The 18,538-nt window shown below is 67.6% G+C and carries 30 protein-coding genes and 2 pseudogenes; 29 read left to right on the top strand and 3 right to left on the bottom strand.

All coding sequences use genetic code 11. From position 1 onward, the window contains the following. Nucleotide 1: 1 nt before the first annotated feature. The 3 genes from BWR60_RS19580 to BWR60_RS19570 form a co-directional block, all read right to left on the bottom strand. Complete coding sequence (locus BWR60_RS19580) at nucleotides 2–376, bottom strand: hypothetical protein (RefSeq protein WP_088152699.1); 375 nt, start codon at nucleotides 374–376, stop codon at nucleotides 2–4. An 86-nt stretch (nucleotides 377–462) separates the two neighbouring features. Then, entirely contained in the window at nucleotides 463–822 is a 360-nt protein-coding gene (locus BWR60_RS19575; RefSeq protein WP_088152698.1) for a hypothetical protein, read from the bottom strand. An 80-nt stretch (nucleotides 823–902) separates the two neighbouring features. Next, nucleotides 903–1,529 (bottom strand): 2OG-Fe(II) oxygenase, encoded by a 627-nt coding sequence (locus BWR60_RS19570; RefSeq protein WP_088152697.1) that lies wholly within the window; start codon nucleotides 1,527–1,529, stop codon nucleotides 903–905. A gap of 180 nt (nucleotides 1,530–1,709) precedes the next feature. Between BWR60_RS19570 and BWR60_RS19565 the strand changes: the two genes are divergently transcribed. The 29 genes and pseudogenes from BWR60_RS19565 (at nucleotide 1,710) to rplO (ending at nucleotide 18,480) form a co-directional block, all read left to right on the top strand. Then, nucleotides 1,710–2,798 (top strand): glycosyltransferase family 4 protein, encoded by a 1,089-nt coding sequence (locus BWR60_RS19565; protein WP_088152696.1) that lies wholly within the window; start codon nucleotides 1,710–1,712, stop codon nucleotides 2,796–2,798. 69 nt (nucleotides 2,799–2,867) lie between these two features. Beyond that, entirely contained in the window at nucleotides 2,868–3,770 is a 903-nt protein-coding gene (gene sigJ, locus BWR60_RS19560; RefSeq protein ID WP_088152695.1) for an RNA polymerase sigma factor SigJ, read from the top strand. Nucleotides 3,771–4,086: 316 nt separating this feature from the next. Continuing rightward, complete coding sequence (rpsL, locus tag BWR60_RS19555; protein ID WP_026873043.1) at nucleotides 4,087–4,458, top strand: 30S ribosomal protein S12; 372 nt, start codon at nucleotides 4,087–4,089, stop codon at nucleotides 4,456–4,458. Between the two features lie 12 nt (nucleotides 4,459–4,470). After that, complete coding sequence (gene rpsG, locus BWR60_RS19550; protein WP_034842379.1) at nucleotides 4,471–4,941, top strand: 30S ribosomal protein S7; 471 nt, start codon at nucleotides 4,471–4,473, stop codon at nucleotides 4,939–4,941. Between the two features lie 27 nt (nucleotides 4,942–4,968). Further along, a complete protein-coding gene (gene fusA, locus BWR60_RS19545; protein ID WP_088152694.1) occupies nucleotides 4,969–7,044 on the top strand; it encodes an elongation factor G in 2,076 nt (691 codons plus the stop codon). A gap of 29 nt (nucleotides 7,045–7,073) precedes the next feature. Then, nucleotides 7,074–7,487: pseudogene (locus BWR60_RS19540) on the top strand (GTP-binding protein); the annotation flags it as partial. Nucleotides 7,488–7,507: 20 nt separating this feature from the next. After that, nucleotides 7,508–8,317: pseudogene (locus BWR60_RS19535) on the top strand (elongation factor Tu); the annotation flags it as partial. 65 nt (nucleotides 8,318–8,382) lie between these two features. Further along, nucleotides 8,383–8,694, top strand: coding sequence for a hypothetical protein (locus BWR60_RS19530; RefSeq protein ID WP_179221842.1), 312 nt, complete (start codon nucleotides 8,383–8,385; stop codon nucleotides 8,692–8,694). A 339-nt stretch (nucleotides 8,695–9,033) separates the two neighbouring features. Beyond that, on the top strand, nucleotides 9,034–9,342 hold the full coding sequence (rpsJ, locus tag BWR60_RS19525; RefSeq protein ID WP_026873858.1) for a 30S ribosomal protein S10: 309 nt from the start codon (nucleotides 9,034–9,036) through the stop codon (nucleotides 9,340–9,342). Between the two features lie 10 nt (nucleotides 9,343–9,352). Further along, nucleotides 9,353–10,111 carry a 50S ribosomal protein L3 gene (rplC, locus tag BWR60_RS19520; protein ID WP_088152692.1) on the top strand — a complete coding sequence of 253 codons (759 nt, stop codon included), beginning with the start codon at nucleotides 9,353–9,355 and terminating at the stop codon, nucleotides 10,109–10,111. 2 nt (nucleotides 10,112–10,113) lie between these two features. Then, on the top strand, nucleotides 10,114–10,734 hold the full coding sequence (gene rplD, locus BWR60_RS19515) for a 50S ribosomal protein L4 (protein WP_088152691.1): 621 nt from the start codon (nucleotides 10,114–10,116) through the stop codon (nucleotides 10,732–10,734). After that, a complete protein-coding gene (locus BWR60_RS19510) occupies nucleotides 10,731–11,057 on the top strand; it encodes a 50S ribosomal protein L23 (RefSeq protein WP_052120541.1) in 327 nt (108 codons plus the stop codon). Before rplD ends, BWR60_RS19510 begins: the two co-directional genes overlap by 4 nt. A gap of 4 nt (nucleotides 11,058–11,061) precedes the next feature. After that, complete coding sequence (rplB, locus tag BWR60_RS19505; RefSeq protein WP_088152690.1) at nucleotides 11,062–11,886, top strand: 50S ribosomal protein L2; 825 nt, start codon at nucleotides 11,062–11,064, stop codon at nucleotides 11,884–11,886. A 12-nt stretch (nucleotides 11,887–11,898) separates the two neighbouring features. Next, the gene (gene rpsS / locus BWR60_RS19500) at nucleotides 11,899–12,177 is read left to right on the top strand and encodes a 30S ribosomal protein S19 (RefSeq protein WP_088152689.1); all 279 of its coding nucleotides are present in this window, start codon (nucleotides 11,899–11,901) and stop codon (nucleotides 12,175–12,177) included. A 3-nt stretch (nucleotides 12,178–12,180) separates the two neighbouring features. Beyond that, complete coding sequence (gene rplV / locus BWR60_RS19495) at nucleotides 12,181–12,558, top strand: 50S ribosomal protein L22 (protein ID WP_034837015.1); 378 nt, start codon at nucleotides 12,181–12,183, stop codon at nucleotides 12,556–12,558. Continuing rightward, nucleotides 12,558–13,310, top strand: coding sequence for a 30S ribosomal protein S3 (gene rpsC, locus BWR60_RS19490; RefSeq protein ID WP_088152688.1), 753 nt, complete (start codon nucleotides 12,558–12,560; stop codon nucleotides 13,308–13,310). The genes rplV and rpsC overlap by 1 nt, the downstream gene beginning before the upstream one ends. Nucleotides 13,311–13,315: 5 nt before the next feature. Continuing rightward, entirely contained in the window at nucleotides 13,316–13,735 is a 420-nt protein-coding gene (gene rplP / locus BWR60_RS19485; protein WP_088152687.1) for a 50S ribosomal protein L16, read from the top strand. Between the two features lie 2 nt (nucleotides 13,736–13,737). Continuing rightward, entirely contained in the window at nucleotides 13,738–13,944 is a 207-nt protein-coding gene (rpmC, locus tag BWR60_RS19480; protein ID WP_034837004.1) for a 50S ribosomal protein L29, read from the top strand. Between the two features lie 14 nt (nucleotides 13,945–13,958). Then, complete coding sequence (gene rpsQ, locus BWR60_RS19475) at nucleotides 13,959–14,243, top strand: 30S ribosomal protein S17 (protein ID WP_088152686.1); 285 nt, start codon at nucleotides 13,959–13,961, stop codon at nucleotides 14,241–14,243. 3 nt (nucleotides 14,244–14,246) lie between these two features. Then, entirely contained in the window at nucleotides 14,247–14,615 is a 369-nt protein-coding gene (gene rplN, locus BWR60_RS19470; RefSeq protein WP_026873847.1) for a 50S ribosomal protein L14, read from the top strand. Continuing rightward, on the top strand, nucleotides 14,612–14,932 hold the full coding sequence (gene rplX / locus BWR60_RS19465) for a 50S ribosomal protein L24 (RefSeq protein ID WP_218823581.1): 321 nt from the start codon (nucleotides 14,612–14,614) through the stop codon (nucleotides 14,930–14,932). The genes rplN and rplX overlap by 4 nt, the downstream gene beginning before the upstream one ends. 8 nt (nucleotides 14,933–14,940) lie before the next feature. Further along, nucleotides 14,941–15,480, top strand: a complete 540-nt coding sequence (gene rplE / locus BWR60_RS19460; protein WP_088152712.1) for a 50S ribosomal protein L5 — start codon at nucleotides 14,941–14,943, stop codon at nucleotides 15,478–15,480. Nucleotides 15,481–15,498: 18 nt separating this feature from the next. Continuing rightward, a complete protein-coding gene (rpsN, locus tag BWR60_RS19455; protein WP_088152685.1) occupies nucleotides 15,499–15,804 on the top strand; it encodes a 30S ribosomal protein S14 in 306 nt (101 codons plus the stop codon). A 12-nt stretch (nucleotides 15,805–15,816) separates the two neighbouring features. Next, nucleotides 15,817–16,215 (top strand): 30S ribosomal protein S8, encoded by a 399-nt coding sequence (rpsH, locus tag BWR60_RS19450; protein WP_034836984.1) that lies wholly within the window; start codon nucleotides 15,817–15,819, stop codon nucleotides 16,213–16,215. Between the two features lie 11 nt (nucleotides 16,216–16,226). Further along, on the top strand, nucleotides 16,227–16,760 hold the full coding sequence (gene rplF / locus BWR60_RS19445; protein ID WP_088152684.1) for a 50S ribosomal protein L6: 534 nt from the start codon (nucleotides 16,227–16,229) through the stop codon (nucleotides 16,758–16,760). Between the two features lie 11 nt (nucleotides 16,761–16,771). Further along, nucleotides 16,772–17,137, top strand: a complete 366-nt coding sequence (gene rplR / locus BWR60_RS19440) for a 50S ribosomal protein L18 (RefSeq protein ID WP_034836977.1) — start codon at nucleotides 16,772–16,774, stop codon at nucleotides 17,135–17,137. 11 nt (nucleotides 17,138–17,148) lie between these two features. Beyond that, nucleotides 17,149–17,754 carry a 30S ribosomal protein S5 gene (gene rpsE / locus BWR60_RS19435; RefSeq protein WP_034836973.1) on the top strand — a complete coding sequence of 202 codons (606 nt, stop codon included), beginning with the start codon at nucleotides 17,149–17,151 and terminating at the stop codon, nucleotides 17,752–17,754. After that, on the top strand, nucleotides 17,747–17,938 hold the full coding sequence (gene rpmD / locus BWR60_RS19430) for a 50S ribosomal protein L30 (protein WP_034836970.1): 192 nt from the start codon (nucleotides 17,747–17,749) through the stop codon (nucleotides 17,936–17,938). The genes rpsE and rpmD overlap by 8 nt, the downstream gene beginning before the upstream one ends. A 26-nt stretch (nucleotides 17,939–17,964) precedes the next feature. Beyond that, complete coding sequence (gene rplO / locus BWR60_RS19425; RefSeq protein WP_088152683.1) at nucleotides 17,965–18,480, top strand: 50S ribosomal protein L15; 516 nt, start codon at nucleotides 17,965–17,967, stop codon at nucleotides 18,478–18,480. Nucleotides 18,481–18,538: the final 58 nt, after the last annotated feature.

Below are 18,538 nucleotides of genomic sequence, written 5' to 3'. Positions count from 1 at the left end.
GTCAGCCCGCCGCCGGCAGCACCGCGCCGTCGCGGGCGTAGAGCAGGGCGATGCGGCACGACGAAGGCTCGAACTGCACCACGACATTGCCGCCGCCGGCCATCTTCAGCCAGGCCTGGCGCTGCAGGTTCCGCCGCGTCCCGCCGCTGCGCCGGCCGGCCGTGGCCGCCGGCGCCAGGTCGTAGCCGGCGACACGGTCGGCGGTGATCCCCGCCGCGGTCAGCGCCCCGGCGATGCGGTCGCTGCAGGCATTGTTGTCGGAAAGCTGCCGCAGCTTCGCCGCCAGCGCCGGGTCGGGCGCGGCCTCCGGCGGCGCCGCGGCGATGCAGCCGGTCAGCACGAGGCCGGCGACGGCAAGGGTTCGGATCGGGTGCATGGCCGTCTCCCGTCGATCGAGGCGCGGCCGGACGGACCACTCCTTCCTGAGCGGATATGGGGCGCCGGCCGCGCCCCTCAATGGCTTCAGCCGATGGCGGGCAGCGCCGCCCCGCCGCGCGGGGTGATGTCGGTGACCAGGCACTGGTCCGCATCGTAGCCCAGCACCAGGCTGCCGCCGCCGGACAGCTTGAACCAAGCCTGGCGCAGCAGCGGCAGGCCGGGATGGTCGCGTGACACCGGCGGCAGGTCGAAGCCGGAGAGGCGGTCCGGCGCGATGCGGTAGGCGGTCAGCACCCCGGCGAAGGCGTCGCTGCAGGGGTCGCTGTCCGACAGCGACTTCACCCGGGCCGCCACCGCCGGGTCGGGCGGGACGGAGGGCGGCTCGACATTGGCGCAGCCGGACAGAAGCAGGGCCCAGAGGGGGATGGCACGGATCTCGGTCATGGCCGCTTCTCCCAAGGAATGGCGCGGCCGGGAACGGAGCGGGCCGGCGCCCCTGCCATATGGGGCGCCGGCCGCTTCGCTCAATGCTTCTTGCCGAAGGAGAACAGCTTCTTGAGGAAGCTCGATTGGCCGTGGCGCTTGCGCTTGCGGGCGATCGCCTCGTCGCTGACGCACCAGGCGATCTGCAGCACCCGGCGCTCGCCCTTGAACGGCAGGTGGCCATGCCAGGAATGGTCCGAGCGCTGGAAGGCCAGGAAGTTGCCGAAGGTCGGCGCCACTTCCCGCGCGTTCGGGCTGTTGATGTCCTGGCTGGTCAGGATGCGCAGGCAGCCTTCGTTCGATGCCCATTCCTGGTTCAGATAGACCAGCGCGGTGACGATCTTGTCGGGCCCGTCGGTGTGCGGCCGCCCGGCCGCCGCCTCCGACCATTTCCGCACCGTCACCAGGGTCGGCTTCGACGCCAGGTCCAGGCCGAACTTGGCGCCCAGCATGGTGGCGAATTCCTGGCTGGTGACATCCGCCACCAGCTCCTGGAACGCGGCGCCGGCCGGGTACTCGTCCGGCGGCACGAAGCCGGTGATCGGGATGTCCGGGAAGTCCTTCTCCAGCTCGGCGCGGCGCGCCTCGGGCAGCACGTCCCCGGAAATCACATGCGGGAACGGCGTCCGGTCCACCGCCGCCTGTTCGAGCACATCGTAACGCAGCATCACCGTCTCCTGAAACGCGGCCCCGGGCCCCGAGGCGAGGCCGGCCGCGCGATCTGGTCGCGAGAATAGGCCCGGGGCCGGCTGCGATCAACTCGCAGCGCGGTCGCAGGCCGCGGGACTCCCTGGGGAAACCCTGGCATCGGCCGCCGCGCCCCGCCATAAAGACGGCCGGAGGTATCCATGGGTCCCATCGTCATCGTCCTGCCGCGCAAGATGAAGTTCGGCGCCGTCGGCGCCAGCCCGGTCGATCTCTATGCGCGCGACACCGTCACCTTCAGCCGCTACGCGCGGGATATCGTCGTGGTCGGGCAGGATGCGGGCGAGCCGTTCCCGGGCATCCGCTTCCACCCGATCCCGCTGCAGGAGGGCGAGCCGCACCGCCGCTGGATGAAACGGGCCCTGCCGCAGATCGCGGCCATGAACCCGTCGCTGATCGAGGTCCATGCCCACAGGGTCACCGCCTCGGCCCTGGCCCGGGCGCTGCCGCGGGTGCCGCTGCTCTACTTCCGGCACAACTTCATCCGCTTCCACAAGGGCCTGCTGTGGCGGCTGCACTACCGCGCCGCGGTCTCGCGCTTCGCCGGCTTCGTCTTCGTGTCGGAGGCGCTGCGTCGCCACTTCCGTGAGCATGCGCCGTGGTTCAAGGGCACGCTCGACGTCGTCCATAACGGCCTGGACATGGACGCCCCGGCGCCGCCGCCGGAGGCGAAGGAGAACATCATCATCCAGGTCGGGCGGGTGATCCCGGACAAGGGACCGCTGGAATTCGCCCGGGCGATGAAGCCGGTGCTGGCGGCGCATCCGGACTGGCGGGCGGTGATGATCGGCCGCGGCCGTGATCCGGATTTCGTCGAGCAGGTGAAGTCCACCCTGGCCGAGGCCGGGGACCGGGCGCAGTTCCTGCCCTTCATGCCGCATGACGAGGTGATGGGCTGGGTCCGCCGTGCCGCCATCGCCTCCGTCCCCTCGGTCTATGAGGAGCCGTTCGGCCGGACGGCGCTGGAGGCGCTGACCTGGGGCGCCGCGCTGATCTGCTCCGGCACCGGCGGCCTGCGCGAGATCACCGCCGACACCGCCGTGACCCTGCCCAAGGTGACGGCGGAGGCCATCCAGGCCGCGGCCGAGACGCTGATCGGCGACCCGGTGCTGCGCCGCCGGCTGCAGGTCGAGGGGCCGGCCCGGGCCCGGGCACATTTCGACGCCCGCGCCATCGTCGCCGGGCTCGACGAGATCCGCGCCCGCCATCTGGCCGCTTCGGGTGTAGGCTAGGCGCCCCGACGTCACATCCTGGAAGGCTGCTTCGTCTTGTCTGCATCACCCGTCGCCCCCGAGACGCAGATGGACCGAGCCCATGCCCGCACCGACGCCGCGGATTTCGAAGCCAGCCGCAGGGTGCTCTGGGGCCTGGCCTACCGCATGCTCGGCTCGCGCGCCGATGCCGAGGATGCGGTGCAGGAGACCTGGCTGCGCTGGCAGGCGGCCGACCGCCGCGGCATCGACAACGCCCGGGCCTGGCTGGTCACGGCCTGCAGCCGGCTGTGCATCGACCAGCTGCGCTCGGCCCGGCACCGGCGCGAGACCTATGTCGGCCCCTGGCTGCCGGAGCCGCTGGTGACCGAGACCGTCCCTTCCGCCGCCGAGGAGATGGAGCGCAGCGAGACGCTGACCACCGCCTTCCTGCTGCTGCTGGAAGCGCTGACCCCGGTCGAGCGCGCGGCCTATCTGCTGCAGCATGTCTTCGGCCTGGAGCATGCGGCGGTGGCGGCGGCGCTGGGGCGCACCGACGCCGCCACCCGCCAGCTGGTCAGCCGGGCCCGGCGCAAGCTCGAGGGCAGCGCCCTGATCGCCGAGCCGGTGCCCCAGCCGCAGCACGCGGCGATGCTGACCGCCTTCCGCGACGCGCTGAACTCGGGCGACCTGGCGCGGCTGACCGCGCTGCTGGCCCGCGACGCCAGGCTGTACAGCGACGGCGGCGGCAAGGTGCGGGCGGCGATGAACGTGCTTGAGGGCGACGAGCGGGTAGCCCAGTTCCTGCACGGCGTCTGGCGCAAATTCGGCCGCGAATTCGCGTATCTGCCGCGCTGGATCAACGGCCAGCCGGGCTATCTGGTGATGAAGGGCGACGAGATGATGGGCACCATCGACATCGCTGTCGGCCCCGAAGGCATCACCGGCGTGTTCTGGACCCGGAACCCCGACAAGCTGGGCTCCGTTTCGCTGCCGGAACGGGGCCGCGCCTGATCGTTCCGGCGGCGATCGATGCGGCTTGACGGGGCAGGGGTGCATCCGTATAGTCCGCGCGCTTTTCCGGGAGCCGGCTGTAACCCGTCGCAGGACGGGTTAGACGCGCTTTCCGCAGAGACAGACGACCGCGGATGCATCTGGGATGCGGCCGCGACAAGCGAAGGACTCCGGTTGGCCCCGCAGGTGTGGGCGCCTCGGGGTCCTGTATCGTTTGCGTCATCCTTCTCTCGGAATGGGTGTCTGCACGGTGGGACCCGGAGGGGTGGGCCGCTTTGCCGGGCCGTTTTTTGTCGAAGAACCAAGAAGGGCAGATATGCCGACGATCAACCAGTTGATCCGTAAGCCGCGCCAGCCTCAGCGGGCGCGCAACAAGGTGCCGGCTCTCCAGGCCTGCCCGCAGAAGCGTGGCGTTTGCACCCGTGTCTACACCACCACTCCGAAGAAGCCGAACTCGGCGCTTCGTAAGGTGGCCCGCGTGCGCCTCACCAATGGGTTCGAGGTCACCAGCTACATTCCGGGTGAAGGCCACAACCTGCAGGAGCACTCGGTCGTCATGATCCGCGGCGGTCGTGTGAAGGACTTGCCGGGCGTGCGCTACCACATCATTCGCGGCACGCTCGATACGCAGGGTGTCAAGGATCGTCGCCAGCGCCGGTCGAAGTACGGCGCCAAGCGTCCGAAGTAAGGAGGTCTCCCCATGTCCCGTCGCCATCGCGCCGAGAAGCGTGAGATCCTGCCGGACCCGAAATTCGGCGATGTCATCCTGTCGAAGTTCATGAACAACCTCATGTACGACGGCAAGAAGTCGGCCACCGAGAGCATCGTCTACGGCGCCCTCGACAAGCTGCAGGCCCGCACCAAGGCCGACCCGATCGTGGCCTTCCACGAGGCGCTGGCGAATGTCCGCCCGCATGTGGAAGTCCGGTCGCGCCGCGTCGGCGGTGCCACCTACCAGGTGCCGGTCGAGGTTCGTGCCGAGCGTGGCCAGGCCCTGGCCATCCGCTGGCTGATCGCGGCCGCGCGCAAGCGTTCCGAGACCACCATGGTCGACCGCCTCTCGAACGAGCTGATGGATGCCGCCAACCAGCGCGGCGCCGCGGTGAAGAAGCGCGAAGACACGCACAAGATGGCGGACGCCAACAAGGCGTTCTCGCACTACCGCTGGTAACCCAGCCTCCGGCCCGAGAGACTGATCATGCCGCGTAGCCACGCGATCGAGAAATACCGCAACATCGGCATCATGGCGCACATCGATGCCGGTAAGACGACCACGACCGAGCGAATCCTCTACTACACCGGAAAGTCCTACAAGATCGGCGAAGTGCATGAAGGCACGGCGACGATGGACTGGATGGAGCAGGAGCAGGAGCGCGGCATCACCATCACCTCGGCTGCCACCACGGCGTTCTGGAACGACCACCGCATCAACATCATCGACACGCCCGGCCACGTCGACTTCACCATCGAAGTCGAGCGGTCGCTGCGCGTGCTCGATGGTGCGGTGACGGTGTTCGACTCGGTCGCCGGCGTCGAGCCGCAGTCCGAGACCGTCTGGCGCCAGGCCGACAAGTACCACGTGCCGCGGATCTGCTTCGTCAACAAGATGGACCGGATCGGCGCCAACTTCTATCGCTGCGTCGACATGATCAAGGACCGGCTGGGCGCGAACCCGCTGGTGCTGAACATGCCGATCGGCATCGAGAGCGACTATTCCGGCATCGTCGACCTGGTGGAGAACCGGGCGGTGATCTGGGAGGACGACAGCCTCGGCGCCAAGTTCCATTTCGCCGAGATCCCGGCCGATCTGCAGGAGAAGGCTGCCGAGCTGCGCCAGGCCCTGCTCGACACCGCGGTCGAGATGGATGACGACGTGATGACGGCCTATCTGGACGGCAACGAGCCGACGCCGGAGCAGCTGCGCGCCTGCATCCGCAAGGGCACGCTGTCGTTCAAGTTCGTGCCGGTGCTCTGCGGCTCCGCCTTCAAGAACAAGGGCGTGCAGACCCTGCTCGACGCCGTCGTCGACTTCCTGCCGTCGCCGCTCGACGTCGCCGAGGTCCAGGGCCACAAGGTCGATTCCGACGAGGCCGACACCCGCCCGACCAATGACGAGGCGCCGTTCTCGGCTCTCGCCTTCAAGATCATGACCGACCCGTTCGTCGGCTCGCTGACCTTCGCCCGCATCTATTCGGGCACGTTGCTGGCCGGTTCCTACGTCCAGAACTCGGTCAAGAACCAGAAGGAGCGGGTGGGCCGCATGCTGCTGATGCATGCGAACAACCGCGAGGAGATCAAAGAGGCCAATGCCGGCGACATCGTCGCGCTGGTCGGCCTGAAGTCGACCACCACCGGCGACACGCTGTGCGACCCGGCCAAGCCGATCGTGCTCGAGCGCATGGAGTTCCCGGAGCCGGTCATCGAGGTCGCCGTCGAGCCGAAGTCGAAGGCCGACCAGGAGAAGATGTCGACCGCGCTGCAGCGCCTGGCGCAGGAGGATCCGTCCTTCCGCGTGGCCGTCGACGCCGAGAGCGGCCAGACCGTGATCAAGGGGATGGGCGAGCTCCATCTCGAGATCCTGGTCGACCGCATGAAGCGCGAGTTCAAGGTCGACGCCAATGTCGGCGCGCCTCAGGTCGCCTATCGCGAGACGATCACGCAGAAGGCCGAGATCGACTACACGCACAAGAAGCAGACCGGCGGTTCGGGCCAGTTCGCTCGCGTCAAGCTGACCTTCGAGCCGCTGCCGGCGGGCTCGGGCTACCAGTTCGCGAGCTCGGTCATCGGCGGCACCGTGCCGAAGGAGTACATCCCCGGCGTCGAAAAGGGCCTGAACTCGGCCAAGGATACGGGTGTGATCGCCGGCTTCCCGGTGATCGACTTCAAGGCCACCCTGACGGACGGCGCCTACCACGACGTCGACTCGTCGGTGCTGGCCTTCGAAATCGCCTCCCGCGCGGCGTTCCGCGAGGGCATTCCGAAGGCGAAGCCGGCCCTGCTGGAGCCGATCATGAAGGTCGAGGTGGTGACGCCCGAGGACTACATGGGCGACGTCATCGGCGATCTGAACAGCCGTCGCGGCCAGATCTCGGGCATGGACAGCCGCGGCAACGCGCAGGTCATCTCGGCGATGGTGCCGCTGGCCAACATGTTCGGCTACGTCAACACCCTGCGCTCGATGAGCCAGGGGCGTGCCCAGTATTCGATGCACTTCGATCACTACGAGCAAGTGCCCCAGGCGGTCGCCGACGAAGTCCGCGCCAAGCTGGCTTGATGCGCGCGTAAGAAGAACGGAGAGAGAGAATGGCGAAGGCGAAGTTTGAGCGGACGAAGCCGCACTGCAACATCGGCACGATTGGTCACGTGGACCATGGCAAGACGTCGCTGACGGCGGCGATCACGAAGGTGCTGGCGGAGAAGGGCGGGGCGACGTTCACGGCGTACGACCAGATCGACAAGGCGCCGGAGGAGAAGGCGCGCGGGATCACGATCTCGACGGCGCATGTGGAGTACGAGACGGACAACCGTCACTACGCGCATGTGGACTGCCCGGGCCACGCCGACTACGTGAAGAACATGATCACGGGTGCGGCGCAGATGGACGGCGCGATCCTGGTGGTGTCGGCGGCCGATGGCCCGATGCCGCAGACGCGCGAGCACATCCTGCTGGCGCGCCAGGTGGGCGTTCCGGCGCTGGTGGTGTTCCTGAACAAGGTCGACATGGTCGACGACGCGGNGCGGCGCAGATGGACGGCGCGATCCTGGTGGTGTCGGCGGCCGATGGCCCGATGCCGCAGACGCGCGAGCACATCCTGCTGGCGCGCCAGGTGGGCGTTCCGGCGCTGGTGGTGTTCCTGAACAAGGTCGACATGGTCGACGACGCGGAGCTGTTGGAGCTGGTGGAGCTCGAGGTGCGCGAGCTGCTGTCGAGCTACGACTTCCCCGGCGACGACATTCCGATCGTGCCGGGCTCGGCGCTGGTGGCGCTGGAGGACGGCGACGCGAAGCTGGGCCGCGACGCGATCCTGGAGCTGATGAAGCAGGTGGACGCGTACATCCCGCAGCCGGAGCGTCCGAAGGACAAGCCGTTCCTGATGCCGATCGAGGACGTGTTCTCGATCTCGGGCCGCGGCACGGTGGTGACGGGCCGGGTCGAGCGCGGCGTGGTGAAGGTCGGCGAGGAAATCGAGATCGTCGGTATCCGTGCGACGCAGAAGACGACGTGCACGGGCGTCGAGATGTTCCGCAAGCTGCTGGACCAGGGCGAGGCGGGCGACAACATCGGCGCGCTGCTGCGCGGCACCAAGCGTGAGGACGTCGAGCGCGGCCAGGTGCTGGCGAAGCCGGGCTCGATCACGCCGCACACGGAGTTCACGGCCGAGGCGTACATCCTGACGAAGGAAGAGGGCGGCCGTCACACGCCGTTCTTCACCAACTACCGTCCGCAGTTCTACTTCCGGACGACGGACGTGACCGGCGTGGTGTCGCTGCCGGAAGGCACCGAGATGGTGATGCCGGGCGACAACATCTCGATGACGGTGAAGCTGATNGGGATCGGCGTCGGCGCCGTCGGGTCCCCGCCCGGCCGGAACAGCACGTCATCCGCGGCCAGGTGCTGGCGAAGCCGGGCTCGATCACGCCGCACACGGAGTTCACGGCCGAGGCGTACATCCTGACGAAGGAAGAGGGCGGCCGTCACACGCCGTTCTTCACCAACTACCGTCCGCAGTTCTACTTCCGGACGACGGACGTGACCGGCGTGGTGTCGCTGCCGGAAGGCACCGAGATGGTGATGCCGGGCGACAACATCTCGATGACGGTGAAGCTGATCGCCCCGATCGCCATGGACGAGGGCCTGCGCTTCGCCATCCGTGAGGGCGGCCGCACCGTCGGCGCCGGCGTCGTCGCCAAGATCATCGCCTGAGGGTGATGCAGGATCATGGGTCGGGGGCCTCGGCTCCCGGCTTGTGAAGGACCAAGGACCGTACCTCCGCGACCCGCCGAAAGGCGGAGCGGAAAGGGCGGCCCGGGATGAGAGAAGCGAGAGGTGCTGAGCCTTGAGCTTCGCGCATGGCGGGCCCGATCACGAAATCGTCACAACCGGGGATTCCGGGGGTGACATCGGGATCGGGTTCGGTTATGAAACGCGCCTCACCCGAGCCCCCTCGCGGCTTGGGTGAGTTTTTTTTTGGACTGTTCGCGATGTGGGGGCCGGAATGAGCCGGTTTTCCACCTCTCGGCAAGAACACTCGGATACAGAACGATGGACAGTCAGAACATCCGTATCCGCCTCAAGGCGTTCGATCATCGCGTGCTCGACCAGTCGACCAGCGAGATCGTCAACACCGCGAAGCGGACCGGTGCTCGGGTGCGCGGGCCGATCCCGCTGCCGACGAACATCGAGCGCTACACCGTCAACCGCTCGCCGCATGTCGACAAGAAGTCGCGCGAGCAGTTCGAGATCCGCACCCACAAGCGTCTGCTCGACATCGTCGACCCGACGCCGCAGACCGTCGATGCTCTGATGAAGCTCGACCTCGCGGCCGGTGTCGATGTCGAGATCAAGCTCTGAGGCGGTGACGATGCGCTCTGGATTGATCGCCCAGAAGCTGGGCATGACACGAATTTTCGACGCCGAGGGCCAGCACGTCCCGGTCACGGTCCTGAAGCTCGACGGCGTCCAGGTCGTCGCGGTGAAGACCGAGGCGACCGACGGCTACACCGCGGTGCAGCTCGGTGCCGGCACGGCCAAAGTCAAGAACGTCTCCAAGGCGGTTCGCGGCCACTACGCCAAGGCCCAGGTCGAGCCGAAGAAGAAGCTGGTCGAGTTCCGCGTCAGCAGCGATGCGCTGCTGGCCGTCGGTGACGAGCTGACCGCCGACCATTTCCTGGCCGGCCAGATCGTCGACGTCACCGGCACCTCGATCGGCAAGGGCTACGCCGGCGTCATGAAGCGCTGGAACTTCGGTGGCCTGCGCGCCTCGCACGGCGTGTCCGTCTCGCACCGGTCGCATGGTTCGACCGGCCAGCGGCAGGACCCCGGCAAGGTGTTCAAGAACAAGAAGATGGCCGGCCATCTCGGTGATGAGCGGGTGACGGTGCAGAACCTCACCGTCGTCACCACCGATGTCGAGCGCGGCCTGATCATGGTCAAGGGTGCGGTCCCGGGCGCCGAGGGCGGCTGGGTGCTGATCCGCGACGCGGCCAAGCGGCCGGCGCCGAAGGACGTCCCGTTCCCGGGCGCGGTCCGCAAGGCTGCCGCTGCGGCGACCGAGGCGCCTGCTGCCGAGGTTCCGGCTGCTGACGCGCCTGCGGCCGACACCGCCGGCCAGGAGGGCTGAGCATGAAGATCGCCGTCAAGACGTTCGACAACACCAGCGCCGGTGAGATCGAGCTCGACGATACCGTGTTCGGTCTCGAGGTCCGCACCGATCTGCTCTTCCGCATGGTGAACTGGCAGCTGGCCAAGCGCCGCTCCGGCAACCACAAGACCAAGGGCATCAGCGAGATCAGCGGCACGACCAAGAAGCCCTACAAGCAGAAGGGCACGGGTCACGCCCGCCAGGGCTCGACGCGGTCGCCGCAGTTCCGCGGCGGCGCCCGGATCTTCGGGCCGGTCGTCCGCAGCCATGCGCACGACCTGCCGAAGAAGGTCCGCAAGCTGGCCCTGCGCCATGCGCTGTCCTCCAAGGCGGCCGACGGCAAGCTGGTCGTGGTCGATGCGGTCGTGGCCGACAGCCACAAGACCAAGGGCCTCGCCGCCAAGCTGACGGCGCTGGGTCTCGACTCCGCGCTGATCCTGGCCGGTGAGCAGATCGACACCAACTTCGCGCTTGCCGCCCGGAACCTGCCGTTCATCGACGTGCTGCCCAGCCAGGGCGCCAACGTCTACGACATCCTGCGCCGTGACACCCTCGTGTTGTCGCGCCAGGCGGTCGAGCAGCTCGAGGCTCGCCTGAAATGATCCGCTCCCGCAAGAAGAAGGCCGACACGGCCGTCACCCCGCGGATGTACGACATCATCCGCGCGCCGGTGATCACCGAGAAGGCGACGCTCGCCGCCGGCCACAACCAGGTCGTGTTCAAGGTGCCGCTCGACGCCACCAAGCCCGAGATCCGCAGCGCGGTCGAGGGCGTGTTCGGCGTCAAGGTCACTGCGGTGAACACCCTGATCGCCAAGGGCAAGACCAAGCGCTTCCGGGGCCTCCCGGGCAAGCGTTCGGACGTGAAGAAGGCCGTCGTGACGCTCGCCGAAGGGCAGCAGATCGACGTGACCACGGGGGTTTGATCCGATGGCTTTGAAGACCTTCAATCCCATCACCCCGGGCCTGCGCCAGCTGGTCCAGGTGGATCGCTCCGACCTCTGGAAGGGCAAGCCGGTCAAGACCCTGACCGAAGGCCTGACCAAGAAGGGCGGTCGCAACAACACCGGCCGGATCACCGCCTTCCATCAGGGCGGCGGGCACAAGCGCACCTACCGGATCATCGACTTCAAGCGCCGCAAGCTCGGCGTCGTCGGGACCGTGGAGCGCCTGGAGTACGATCCGAACCGGACCGCCTTCATCGCGCTGGTCACCTACGAGGATGGCGAGCAGGCCTACATCCTGGCGCCGCAGCGCCTGGCTGCGGGCGACAAGGTCGTCTCCGGCGAGAAGGTGGACATCAAGCCCGGCAACGCCATGCCGCTGCGCAGCATGCCGGTCGGCACGATCGTCCACAATGTCGAGCTGAAGGCCGGCAAGGGCGGCCAGCTGGCGCGGTCCGCCGGCACCTACGCCCAGCTCGTCGGCCGCGACATGGGCTACGCCCAGCTGAAGCTGGCCTCGGGCGAGCTGCGCGTCGTGCGCGGCGAGTGCTTCGCCACGGTCGGCGCGGTCTCCAATCCGGACCAGTCGAACGTGTCGATCGGCAAGGCCGGCCGCAACCGCTGGCTCGGCAAGAAGCCGGTGACCCGCGGCGTCGCCATGAACCCGGTCGACCACCCGCATGGTGGTGGTGAAGGCCGGACCTCGGGCGGCCGTCATCCGGTCACCCCGTGGGGCAAGCCGACCAAGGGCCGCAAGACCCGCAGCAACAAGGCGACGGATAAGCTCATTATCCGCCGTCGCAAGAAGTAAGGGAGAGCGACGGTGGCACGCTCCGTTTGGAAGGGCCCGTTCGTCGACGGCTATCTGCTCAAGAAGGCGGATAAGTCGCGCGCGTCGGGCCGGAACGAGATCATCAAGATCTGGTCGCGTCGCTCGACCATCCTGCCGCAGTTCGTCGGCCTGACCTTCGGTGTCTACAACGGGCAGAAGTTCCTGCCGGTCGTGGTCAACGAGAATATGGTCGGGCACAAGTTCGGCGAGTTCTCGCCGACGCGGACGTACTACGGCCACGCGTCGGACAAGAAGTCGAAGAGGAAGTAAGCGATGGGACAGGAGAAGAACCCCCCTCGCCTTGCGGAGAATGAGGCGCGTGCGTTTGCGAAGACGCTGCGCACCAGCCCCCGCAAGCTGAACCTCGTCGCTCAGTCGATCCGGGGCAAGGATGCGGCCAAGGCGCTGGCCGAGCTCACCTTCTCCCGCCGGCGCATCGCCGACGACGTGAAGAAGGTGCTGCAGTCGGCGATCGCCAATGCCGAGAACAATCACCAGCTTGACGTCGATCGGCTCTATGTGGCCGAGGCCTATGTCGGGCGTCAGATCGTCATGAAGCGGTTCCACGCCCGCGCTCGCGGCCGTGCGTCCCGCATCGAGAAGCTCTGGTCGAACCTGACGGTCATCGTCCGGGAGCGGGAGACGGCGTAATGGGTCAGAAAGTCAATCCGATCGGCCTTCGGGTCGGCATCAACCGGACCTGGGACTCGCGCTGGTTCGCGACCAAGGACTACGCCGGCCTGCTGCATGCCGACCTGAAGATCCGCGAGTTCCTCGAGAAGCGCCTGGCCCAGGCGGGCATCAGCCGCATCGTCATCGAGCGGCCGGCGAAGAAGGCGCGCGTCACGGTCTACACCGCCCGTCCGGGCGTGGTGATCGGCAAGAAGGGCGCCGACATCGAGAAGCTCCGTCAGGAGCTGGCGAAGATGGCCGGCAGCGAGGTCAGCCTGAACATCGTCGAGATCCGCAAGCCGGAGATCGACGCCAAGCTGGTCGCCGAGAACATCGCCAGCCAGCTGGAGCGCCGCGTGGCGTTCCGCCGTGCCATGAAGCGCGCGGTGCAGAACGCGATGCGCCTGGGCGCCCAGGGCATCCGGATCAACTGCGGCGGCCGCCTCGGCGGCGCCGAGATCGCCCGCACCGAGTGGTACCGCGAGGGCCGGGTGCCCCTGCACACGCTGCGCGCCGATGTCGACTACGGCACGGCGACGGCGAAGACCACCTACGGCACCTGCGGCGTCAAGGTCTGGGTGTTCAAGGGCGAGATCCTCGCTCATGACCCGATGGCCCAGGACAAGCGGGCGGCCGAGGCGGCCGCCGGCCCGTCTTCGGCCCGGCCGGAGCGTGGCGATCGTCGTGACGACCGTCGTGGCCGCGATCGCGATCGCGGTCGGGAGGGCTGAGGATCATGCTGAGTCCCAAGCGCACCAAGTACCGTAAGCAGCACAAGGGCCGGATCCACGGCGTTGCGAAGGGCGGCACCACGCTGAACTTCGGCGCCTACGGCCTGAAGGCGCAGGAGCCGGCCCGGCTGACGGCGCGGCAGATCGAGGCGGCCCGCCGCGCGATCACCCGCCACATCAAGCGTCAGGGCCGGGTCTGGATCCGGATTTTCCCGGACGTGCCCGTGTCGTCGAAGCCCGCCGAAGTCCGCATGGGCTCGGGCAAGGGCGCGCCGGAGTTCTGGGCCGCGAAGGTCAAGCCCGGCCGCGTCATGTTCGAGCTCGACGGCGTGCCCGGCGACCTGGCGAAGGAAGCCTTCGCCCTGGCCGCCGCCAAGCTGCCGATTGCCTGCAAGTTCATTGCCCGCCTTGGAGAGGAGGTCTGACCATGGATATCGAAGACGTCCGCGCCAAGACGCCGGACCAGCTGAAGGACGATCTGCTGGCGCTGAAGAAGGAGCAGTTCAACCTGCGCTTCCAGGCGGCCTCGGGGCAGCTCGAGAACACGGCGCGGGTCCGCGTCGTGCGCCGCGACATCGCGCGCATCAAGACCGTCATGGGCGAGCGTGGCAAGTCTGCCGCGCCCGCCAAGTAAGAGGATAGTGAGCCATGCCGCGGCGCGTGCTCATCGGGACGGTTGTGTCCGACAAGACTGACAAGACCGTTACGGTCCTCGTCGAACGCAACCTGATGCACCCGGTCTACAAGAAGTTCATCAAGCGGACCAAGCGGTACCTCGCCCATGACGAGGCCAACGTTTGCAAGGTCGGCGACCGCGTCTCGATCATCGAGACCCGTCCGATCAGCAAGCGGAAGTCCTGGCTCGTCCTGTCCGAGGCCGAGGCCAGCGCCATGGGCGTGTCGGCCGACCCCGCTGTTGCGTCGGGAGCGTAAACCATGATTCAGATGCAGACGAACCTGGACGTCGCCGATAATTCCGGCGCCCGTCGGGTGATGTGCATCAAGGTGCTGGGCGGTTCCCACCGCCGGACCGCCACCGTCGGCGACGTCATCGTCGTGTCGATCAAGGAGGCGATTCCGCGGGGCCGCGTGAAGAAGGGTGACGTGCATCGCGCCGTCATCGTTCGGACCGCGAAGGAACTGCGCCGCCCGGATGGCTCGACGATCAAGTTCGACCGCAACGCGGCCGTGCTGATCAACAAGCAGGGCGAGCCGGTCGGCACCCGCATCTTCGGGCCCGTGACGCGCGAGCTGCGGGCCAAGAAGTTCATGAAGATCATCTCGCTCGCCCCCGAGGTGCTGTGATGGCTGCGAAGATCAAGAAAGGCGACCAGGTCGTCGTCCTCGCCGGCCGTGACAAGGGCAAGAAGGGCGAGGTCATCGAGGTGCGTCCGGCCGACGAGCGTGTCGTCGTCCGCGGCGTGAACATCGTGAAGCGCCACACCCGCCAGACTGCGAAGACGCAGGGCGGGATCGTGGAGCAGGAGGCTGCGCTGCACGTCTCGAACGTGGCGCATGTCGACCCGAAGAGCGGCAAGCCGACCCGCGTCGGCTTCAAGACGCTCGAGGACGGCCGCAAGGTCCGGGTCGCCAAGGCCTCCGGCGAAGTGATTGATCGGTGAGGATGGCCATGGCTCGTCTCAAGACCCACTACGACAAGGTCATCCGGCCGAAGCTGAAGCAGGACTTCGCCTATGCGAACGACCTGCAGGTGCCGCGGATCGAGAAGATCATCATCAACATGGGCGTCGGTGACGCCGTCGCTGACAGCAAGAAGATCCAGGCTGCGGTGTCCGAGCTGACGCTGATCGCCGGCCAGAAGCCGGTGACCACCAAGGCCCGGAAGTCGATCGCGACCTACAAGCTGCGCGAAGGCATGTCGATCGGCACCAAGGTCACTCTGCGCCGCGAGCGGATGTATGAGTTCCTGGACCGCCTGGTGAACATCGCCCTGCCGCGTGTCCGCGACTTCCGCGGCCTGTCGCCCAAGTCCTTCGACGGCCGGGGCAACTATGCCCTGGGTGTCAAGGAGCAGATCGTGTTCCCCGAGATCGAGTACGACAAGATCGAGACGGTGCGGGGAATGGACATCGTTATCGTGACGAGCGCGAAGACCGACGAGGAGGCGCGTGCGCTCCTCAAGGCCTTCGATTTCCCGTTCGTCAGCTGAACGAGCAAGGATTAGATCATGGCCAAGAAGAGCTCGGTCGAGAAGAACAAGCGTCGCGAGAAGCTGGCGAAGGCGTTCGCCGGCCGCCGCGAGCGCCTGAAGACGATCGCCAACGACCAAAGCCTGCCGATGGAAGACCGCTTCACCGCCCGCCTGAAGCTGGCGGAGCTGCCGCGGAACTCCTCCCCGGTGCGCATCCACAACCGGTGCGAGCTGACCGGTCGCCCGAAGGCGTTCTACCGCCGCTTCAAGCTGAGCCGTATCGCGCTGCGTGAACTGGCTTCGCGCGGGCAGATCCCCGGCATGACGAAGTCGAGCTGGTAAGGAGAACGGACCATGTCGCTGAGTGATCCGTTGGGCGATCTGCTCACCCGCATCCGCAATGGCCAGCGCGTCGGCAAGGCCGTGATCGAGACCCCGGCCTCCAAGCTGCGGGCCAATGTTCTCGACGTGCTGAAGCGCGAAGGCTACATCCGCGGCTACGAGACCCATGAGGTCAAGCCGGGCTTCTCGGCCATCAAGGTCGAGCTGAAATATGCCGAGGGCCAGCCGGCCATCAAGCGCATCGACCGCGTGTCGAAGCCGGGCCGCCGCGTCTACTCCGGCATCAAGGACCTGCCGAAGGTGTATAACGGGCTGGGCATCTCCATCCTGTCGACGCCGCGCGGCGTGATGTCCGACGTCGAGGCCCGCGCCGCCAATGTCGGCGGCGAGATCCTCGCCCGCGTGTTCTGAGGAGGCCGGCGATGTCGCGAATTGGCAAGCACGCGGTCAAGGTCCCGGCCGGGGTCGATGCCTCGGTCTCGGGCCAGGCCGTCTCGGTCAAGGGCAAGCTCGGTCAGCTCAAGCTCGTCGTCAACGACGAGATCAAGGTGTCGCTGGAAGACGGTTCGATCAAGGTCGAGCCGAAGAGCCAGTCGCGCCTGGCGCAGACCATGTGGGCCACCAGCCGCACCCTGATCAACAACATGGTCGTGGGTGTCAGCGCGGGCTTCACCTCCAACCTCGAGATCAACGGCGTCGGTTACCGCGCCGCGGTCCAGGGCAAGGAGCTGGTGCTGACCCTCGGGTTCAGCCATGAGGTGCGCTATCCGATCCCCGAGGGGATCGCGATCAAGTGCGAGAAGCCGACCTCCATCTCGATCACCGGCTTCGACAAGCAGCGCGTTGGCCAGGTCGCCGCGGAGATCCGCGGGTACAAGAAGCCCGAGCCGTTCAAGGGCAAGGGCATCAAGTACGAGACCGAGACCATCCTGCGCAAAGAAGGCAAGAAGAAGTAAGGACGGCCGGGATGACCACCAAGACCAACGAGCTGCGCGAGCGCCGCAAGGAGCGTCTCCGCCACAAGCTGAGCCAGGCCCGCTATGGCCGGGTCCGCCTGTCCGTGTTCCGCTCTTCCAAGCAGATCTATGCCCAGGTCATCGACGACCAGGCCGGCAAGACCCTTGCCGCCGCCTCGTCGATCGAGAAGGACCTGCGCGGGTCGCTGAAGACCGGCGCCACCATCGAGGCCGCCGCCGCCGTCGGCAAGCTCCTGGCGGAGCGTGCCAAGGCCGCCGGGGTCGACAAGGTCGTGTTCGATCGTGGGCACTACCTGTATCACGGCCGGGTCAAGGCCCTAGCCGATGCCGCCCGTGAGGGCGGCCTGGACTTCTAAGGAGGACGCGCATGGCACGCGAAAGCAGAGACACGCGCGGTCCGCGGGATCGTGGCGACAAGCGCCCGAGCGAGCGCGAGGCTGGTGAGGAGCTGATCGAGAAGCTCGTCTCCATCAATCGCGTCGCGAAGGTGGTGAAGGGCGGCCGGCGCTTCGGCTTCGCCGCGCTGGTCGTGACCGGCGACGGCCGCGGCCGGGTCGGCTACGGTTCGGGCAAGGCCCGCGAGGTGCCGGAGGCGATCCGCAAGGCCACCGAGCAGGCCAAGCGCAGCATGATCCGCGTCCCGCTGCGCGAGGGCCGGACGCTGCATCACGACATCCTGGGTCACTTCGGCGCCGGCAAGGTCCAGCTCCGCAGCGCCACCCAGGGCACCGGCATCATCGCCGGCGGTCCGATGCGCGCGATCTTCGAGGCTCTGGGCGTCCAGGACGTCGTCGCCAAGTCGATCGGCACGTCGAACCCGCACAACATGATCAAGGCGACCTTCGAGGCGCTGCGTGCGATCGAGGGCCCGCGCGCCGTCGCCGCCCGCCGCGGCAAGCGCGTCGCCGACATCATCGGCACCCAGGGCAAGCGCGAGGGTGGCGTCGAGGTGGTGGAGGCCGCGAATGGCTGAGAAGGCGACTGTCATCGTCACCCAGATCGGCAGCCCGATCGGCCGCCGGGAGGATCAGCGCCAGACGCTGATCGGCCTCGGCCTCAACAAGCTGCATCGCACCCGCGAGCTGGAGGACACTCCGGCGGTCCGCGGGATGATCCAGAAGGTCAAGCATCTGGTGCGGGTCGAGCAGGCGGGCTGAGGCCCGTCTGTTCCTGAGGAGCAATCATGACGAAACTCAACGATCTCCGCGACAACGCGGGCGCGCGCAAGTCGCGCATCCGCGTCGGCCGCGGCATCGGCTCCGGCAAGGGCAAGACCGGCGGCCGTGGTGTCAAGGGTCAGAAGAGCCGGACCGGCGTGGCCCTCAAGGGCTTCGAAGGCGGCCAGATGCCGATCTACATGCGGCTGCCGAAGCGGGGCTTCAACAACAAGAAGTTCCGGTCGAACTTCGCCGTGGTCAATCTCGGCCGCCTGCAGAAGGCGATCGAGGCGGGCCGCGTCGACGCGGCCAAGCCGGTCGACGCCGAGGCGCTGATCGCCGGCGGCCTGGTCGCCAAGTCGCTGGACGGCATCCGCCTGCTGGCCAAGGGCGAGATCTCGGCCAAGGTCACCCTGCACGTCCACAGCGCCTCGGCGGCTGCGGTCGCGGCGGTGGAGAAGGCCGGCGGCTCGGTGGTCCAGACCGCCCCGGCCCCGGCCGAGGCCGTCGATAATGACGCAGGGGCGTCGTCCCAGGCTTAACGCCGCCGTCCAACGCGGGTAAAACAGGGGCGGGGACCGCGCATGTTCGCAGTCCCCG

It is taken from the genome of Inquilinus limosus, from assembly GCF_002195995.1.
Taxonomy (GTDB): Bacteria; Pseudomonadota; Alphaproteobacteria; order DSM-16000; family Inquilinaceae; genus Inquilinus; species Inquilinus limosus_C.
The sequence above is the reverse complement of the archived record's forward strand: the minus strand, read 5'-3'. Positions and strand labels throughout refer to the sequence as shown.

Bases quoted from the DNA above. Each gene is read 5' to 3' on its own strand.
- rpsE (WP_034836973.1), top strand. From the start codon at position 17,149: ATGGCACGCGAAAGCAGAGACACGCGCGGTCCGCGGGATCGTGGCGAC.
- rpsJ (WP_026873858.1), top strand. From the start codon at position 9,034: ATGGACAGTCAGAACATCCGTATCCGCCTCAAGGCGTTCGATCATCGC.
- rplP (WP_088152687.1), top strand. From the start codon at position 13,316: ATGCTGAGTCCCAAGCGCACCAAGTACCGTAAGCAGCACAAGGGCCGG.
- BWR60_RS19570 (WP_088152697.1), bottom strand. From the start codon at position 1,529: ATGCTGCGTTACGATGTGCTCGAACAGGCGGCGGTGGACCGGACGCCG.
- rplN (WP_026873847.1), top strand. From the start codon at position 14,247: ATGATTCAGATGCAGACGAACCTGGACGTCGCCGATAATTCCGGCGCC.
- BWR60_RS19575 (WP_088152698.1), bottom strand. From the start codon at position 822: ATGACCGAGATCCGTGCCATCCCCCTCTGGGCCCTGCTTCTGTCCGGC.
- BWR60_RS19510 (WP_052120541.1), top strand. From the start codon at position 10,731: ATGATCCGCTCCCGCAAGAAGAAGGCCGACACGGCCGTCACCCCGCGG.
- rpsN (WP_088152685.1), top strand. From the start codon at position 15,499: ATGGCCAAGAAGAGCTCGGTCGAGAAGAACAAGCGTCGCGAGAAGCTG.
- rplR (WP_034836977.1), top strand. From the start codon at position 16,772: ATGACCACCAAGACCAACGAGCTGCGCGAGCGCCGCAAGGAGCGTCTC.
- rplB (WP_088152690.1), top strand. From the start codon at position 11,062: ATGGCTTTGAAGACCTTCAATCCCATCACCCCGGGCCTGCGCCAGCTG.
- fusA (WP_088152694.1), top strand. From the start codon at position 4,969: ATGCCGCGTAGCCACGCGATCGAGAAATACCGCAACATCGGCATCATG.
- rpmC (WP_034837004.1), top strand. From the start codon at position 13,738: ATGGATATCGAAGACGTCCGCGCCAAGACGCCGGACCAGCTGAAGGAC.
- rplC (WP_088152692.1), top strand. From the start codon at position 9,353: ATGCGCTCTGGATTGATCGCCCAGAAGCTGGGCATGACACGAATTTTC.
- BWR60_RS19580 (WP_088152699.1), bottom strand. From the start codon at position 376: ATGCACCCGATCCGAACCCTTGCCGTCGCCGGCCTCGTGCTGACCGGC.
- rplO (WP_088152683.1), top strand. From the start codon at position 17,965: ATGACGAAACTCAACGATCTCCGCGACAACGCGGGCGCGCGCAAGTCG.
- rpsG (WP_034842379.1), top strand. From the start codon at position 4,471: ATGTCCCGTCGCCATCGCGCCGAGAAGCGTGAGATCCTGCCGGACCCG.
- rplF (WP_088152684.1), top strand. From the start codon at position 16,227: ATGTCGCGAATTGGCAAGCACGCGGTCAAGGTCCCGGCCGGGGTCGAT.
- sigJ (WP_088152695.1), top strand. From the start codon at position 2,868: ATGGACCGAGCCCATGCCCGCACCGACGCCGCGGATTTCGAAGCCAGC.
- rplV (WP_034837015.1), top strand. From the start codon at position 12,181: ATGGGACAGGAGAAGAACCCCCCTCGCCTTGCGGAGAATGAGGCGCGT.
- rplE (WP_088152712.1), top strand. From the start codon at position 14,941: ATGGCTCGTCTCAAGACCCACTACGACAAGGTCATCCGGCCGAAGCTG.
- rpsH (WP_034836984.1), top strand. From the start codon at position 15,817: ATGTCGCTGAGTGATCCGTTGGGCGATCTGCTCACCCGCATCCGCAAT.
- rpmD (WP_034836970.1), top strand. From the start codon at position 17,747: ATGGCTGAGAAGGCGACTGTCATCGTCACCCAGATCGGCAGCCCGATC.
- rplD (WP_088152691.1), top strand. From the start codon at position 10,114: ATGAAGATCGCCGTCAAGACGTTCGACAACACCAGCGCCGGTGAGATC.
- rpsC (WP_088152688.1), top strand. From the start codon at position 12,558: ATGGGTCAGAAAGTCAATCCGATCGGCCTTCGGGTCGGCATCAACCGG.
- BWR60_RS19565 (WP_088152696.1), top strand. From the start codon at position 1,710: ATGGGTCCCATCGTCATCGTCCTGCCGCGCAAGATGAAGTTCGGCGCC.
- rpsL (WP_026873043.1), top strand. From the start codon at position 4,087: ATGCCGACGATCAACCAGTTGATCCGTAAGCCGCGCCAGCCTCAGCGG.
- rpsQ (WP_088152686.1), top strand. From the start codon at position 13,959: ATGCCGCGGCGCGTGCTCATCGGGACGGTTGTGTCCGACAAGACTGAC.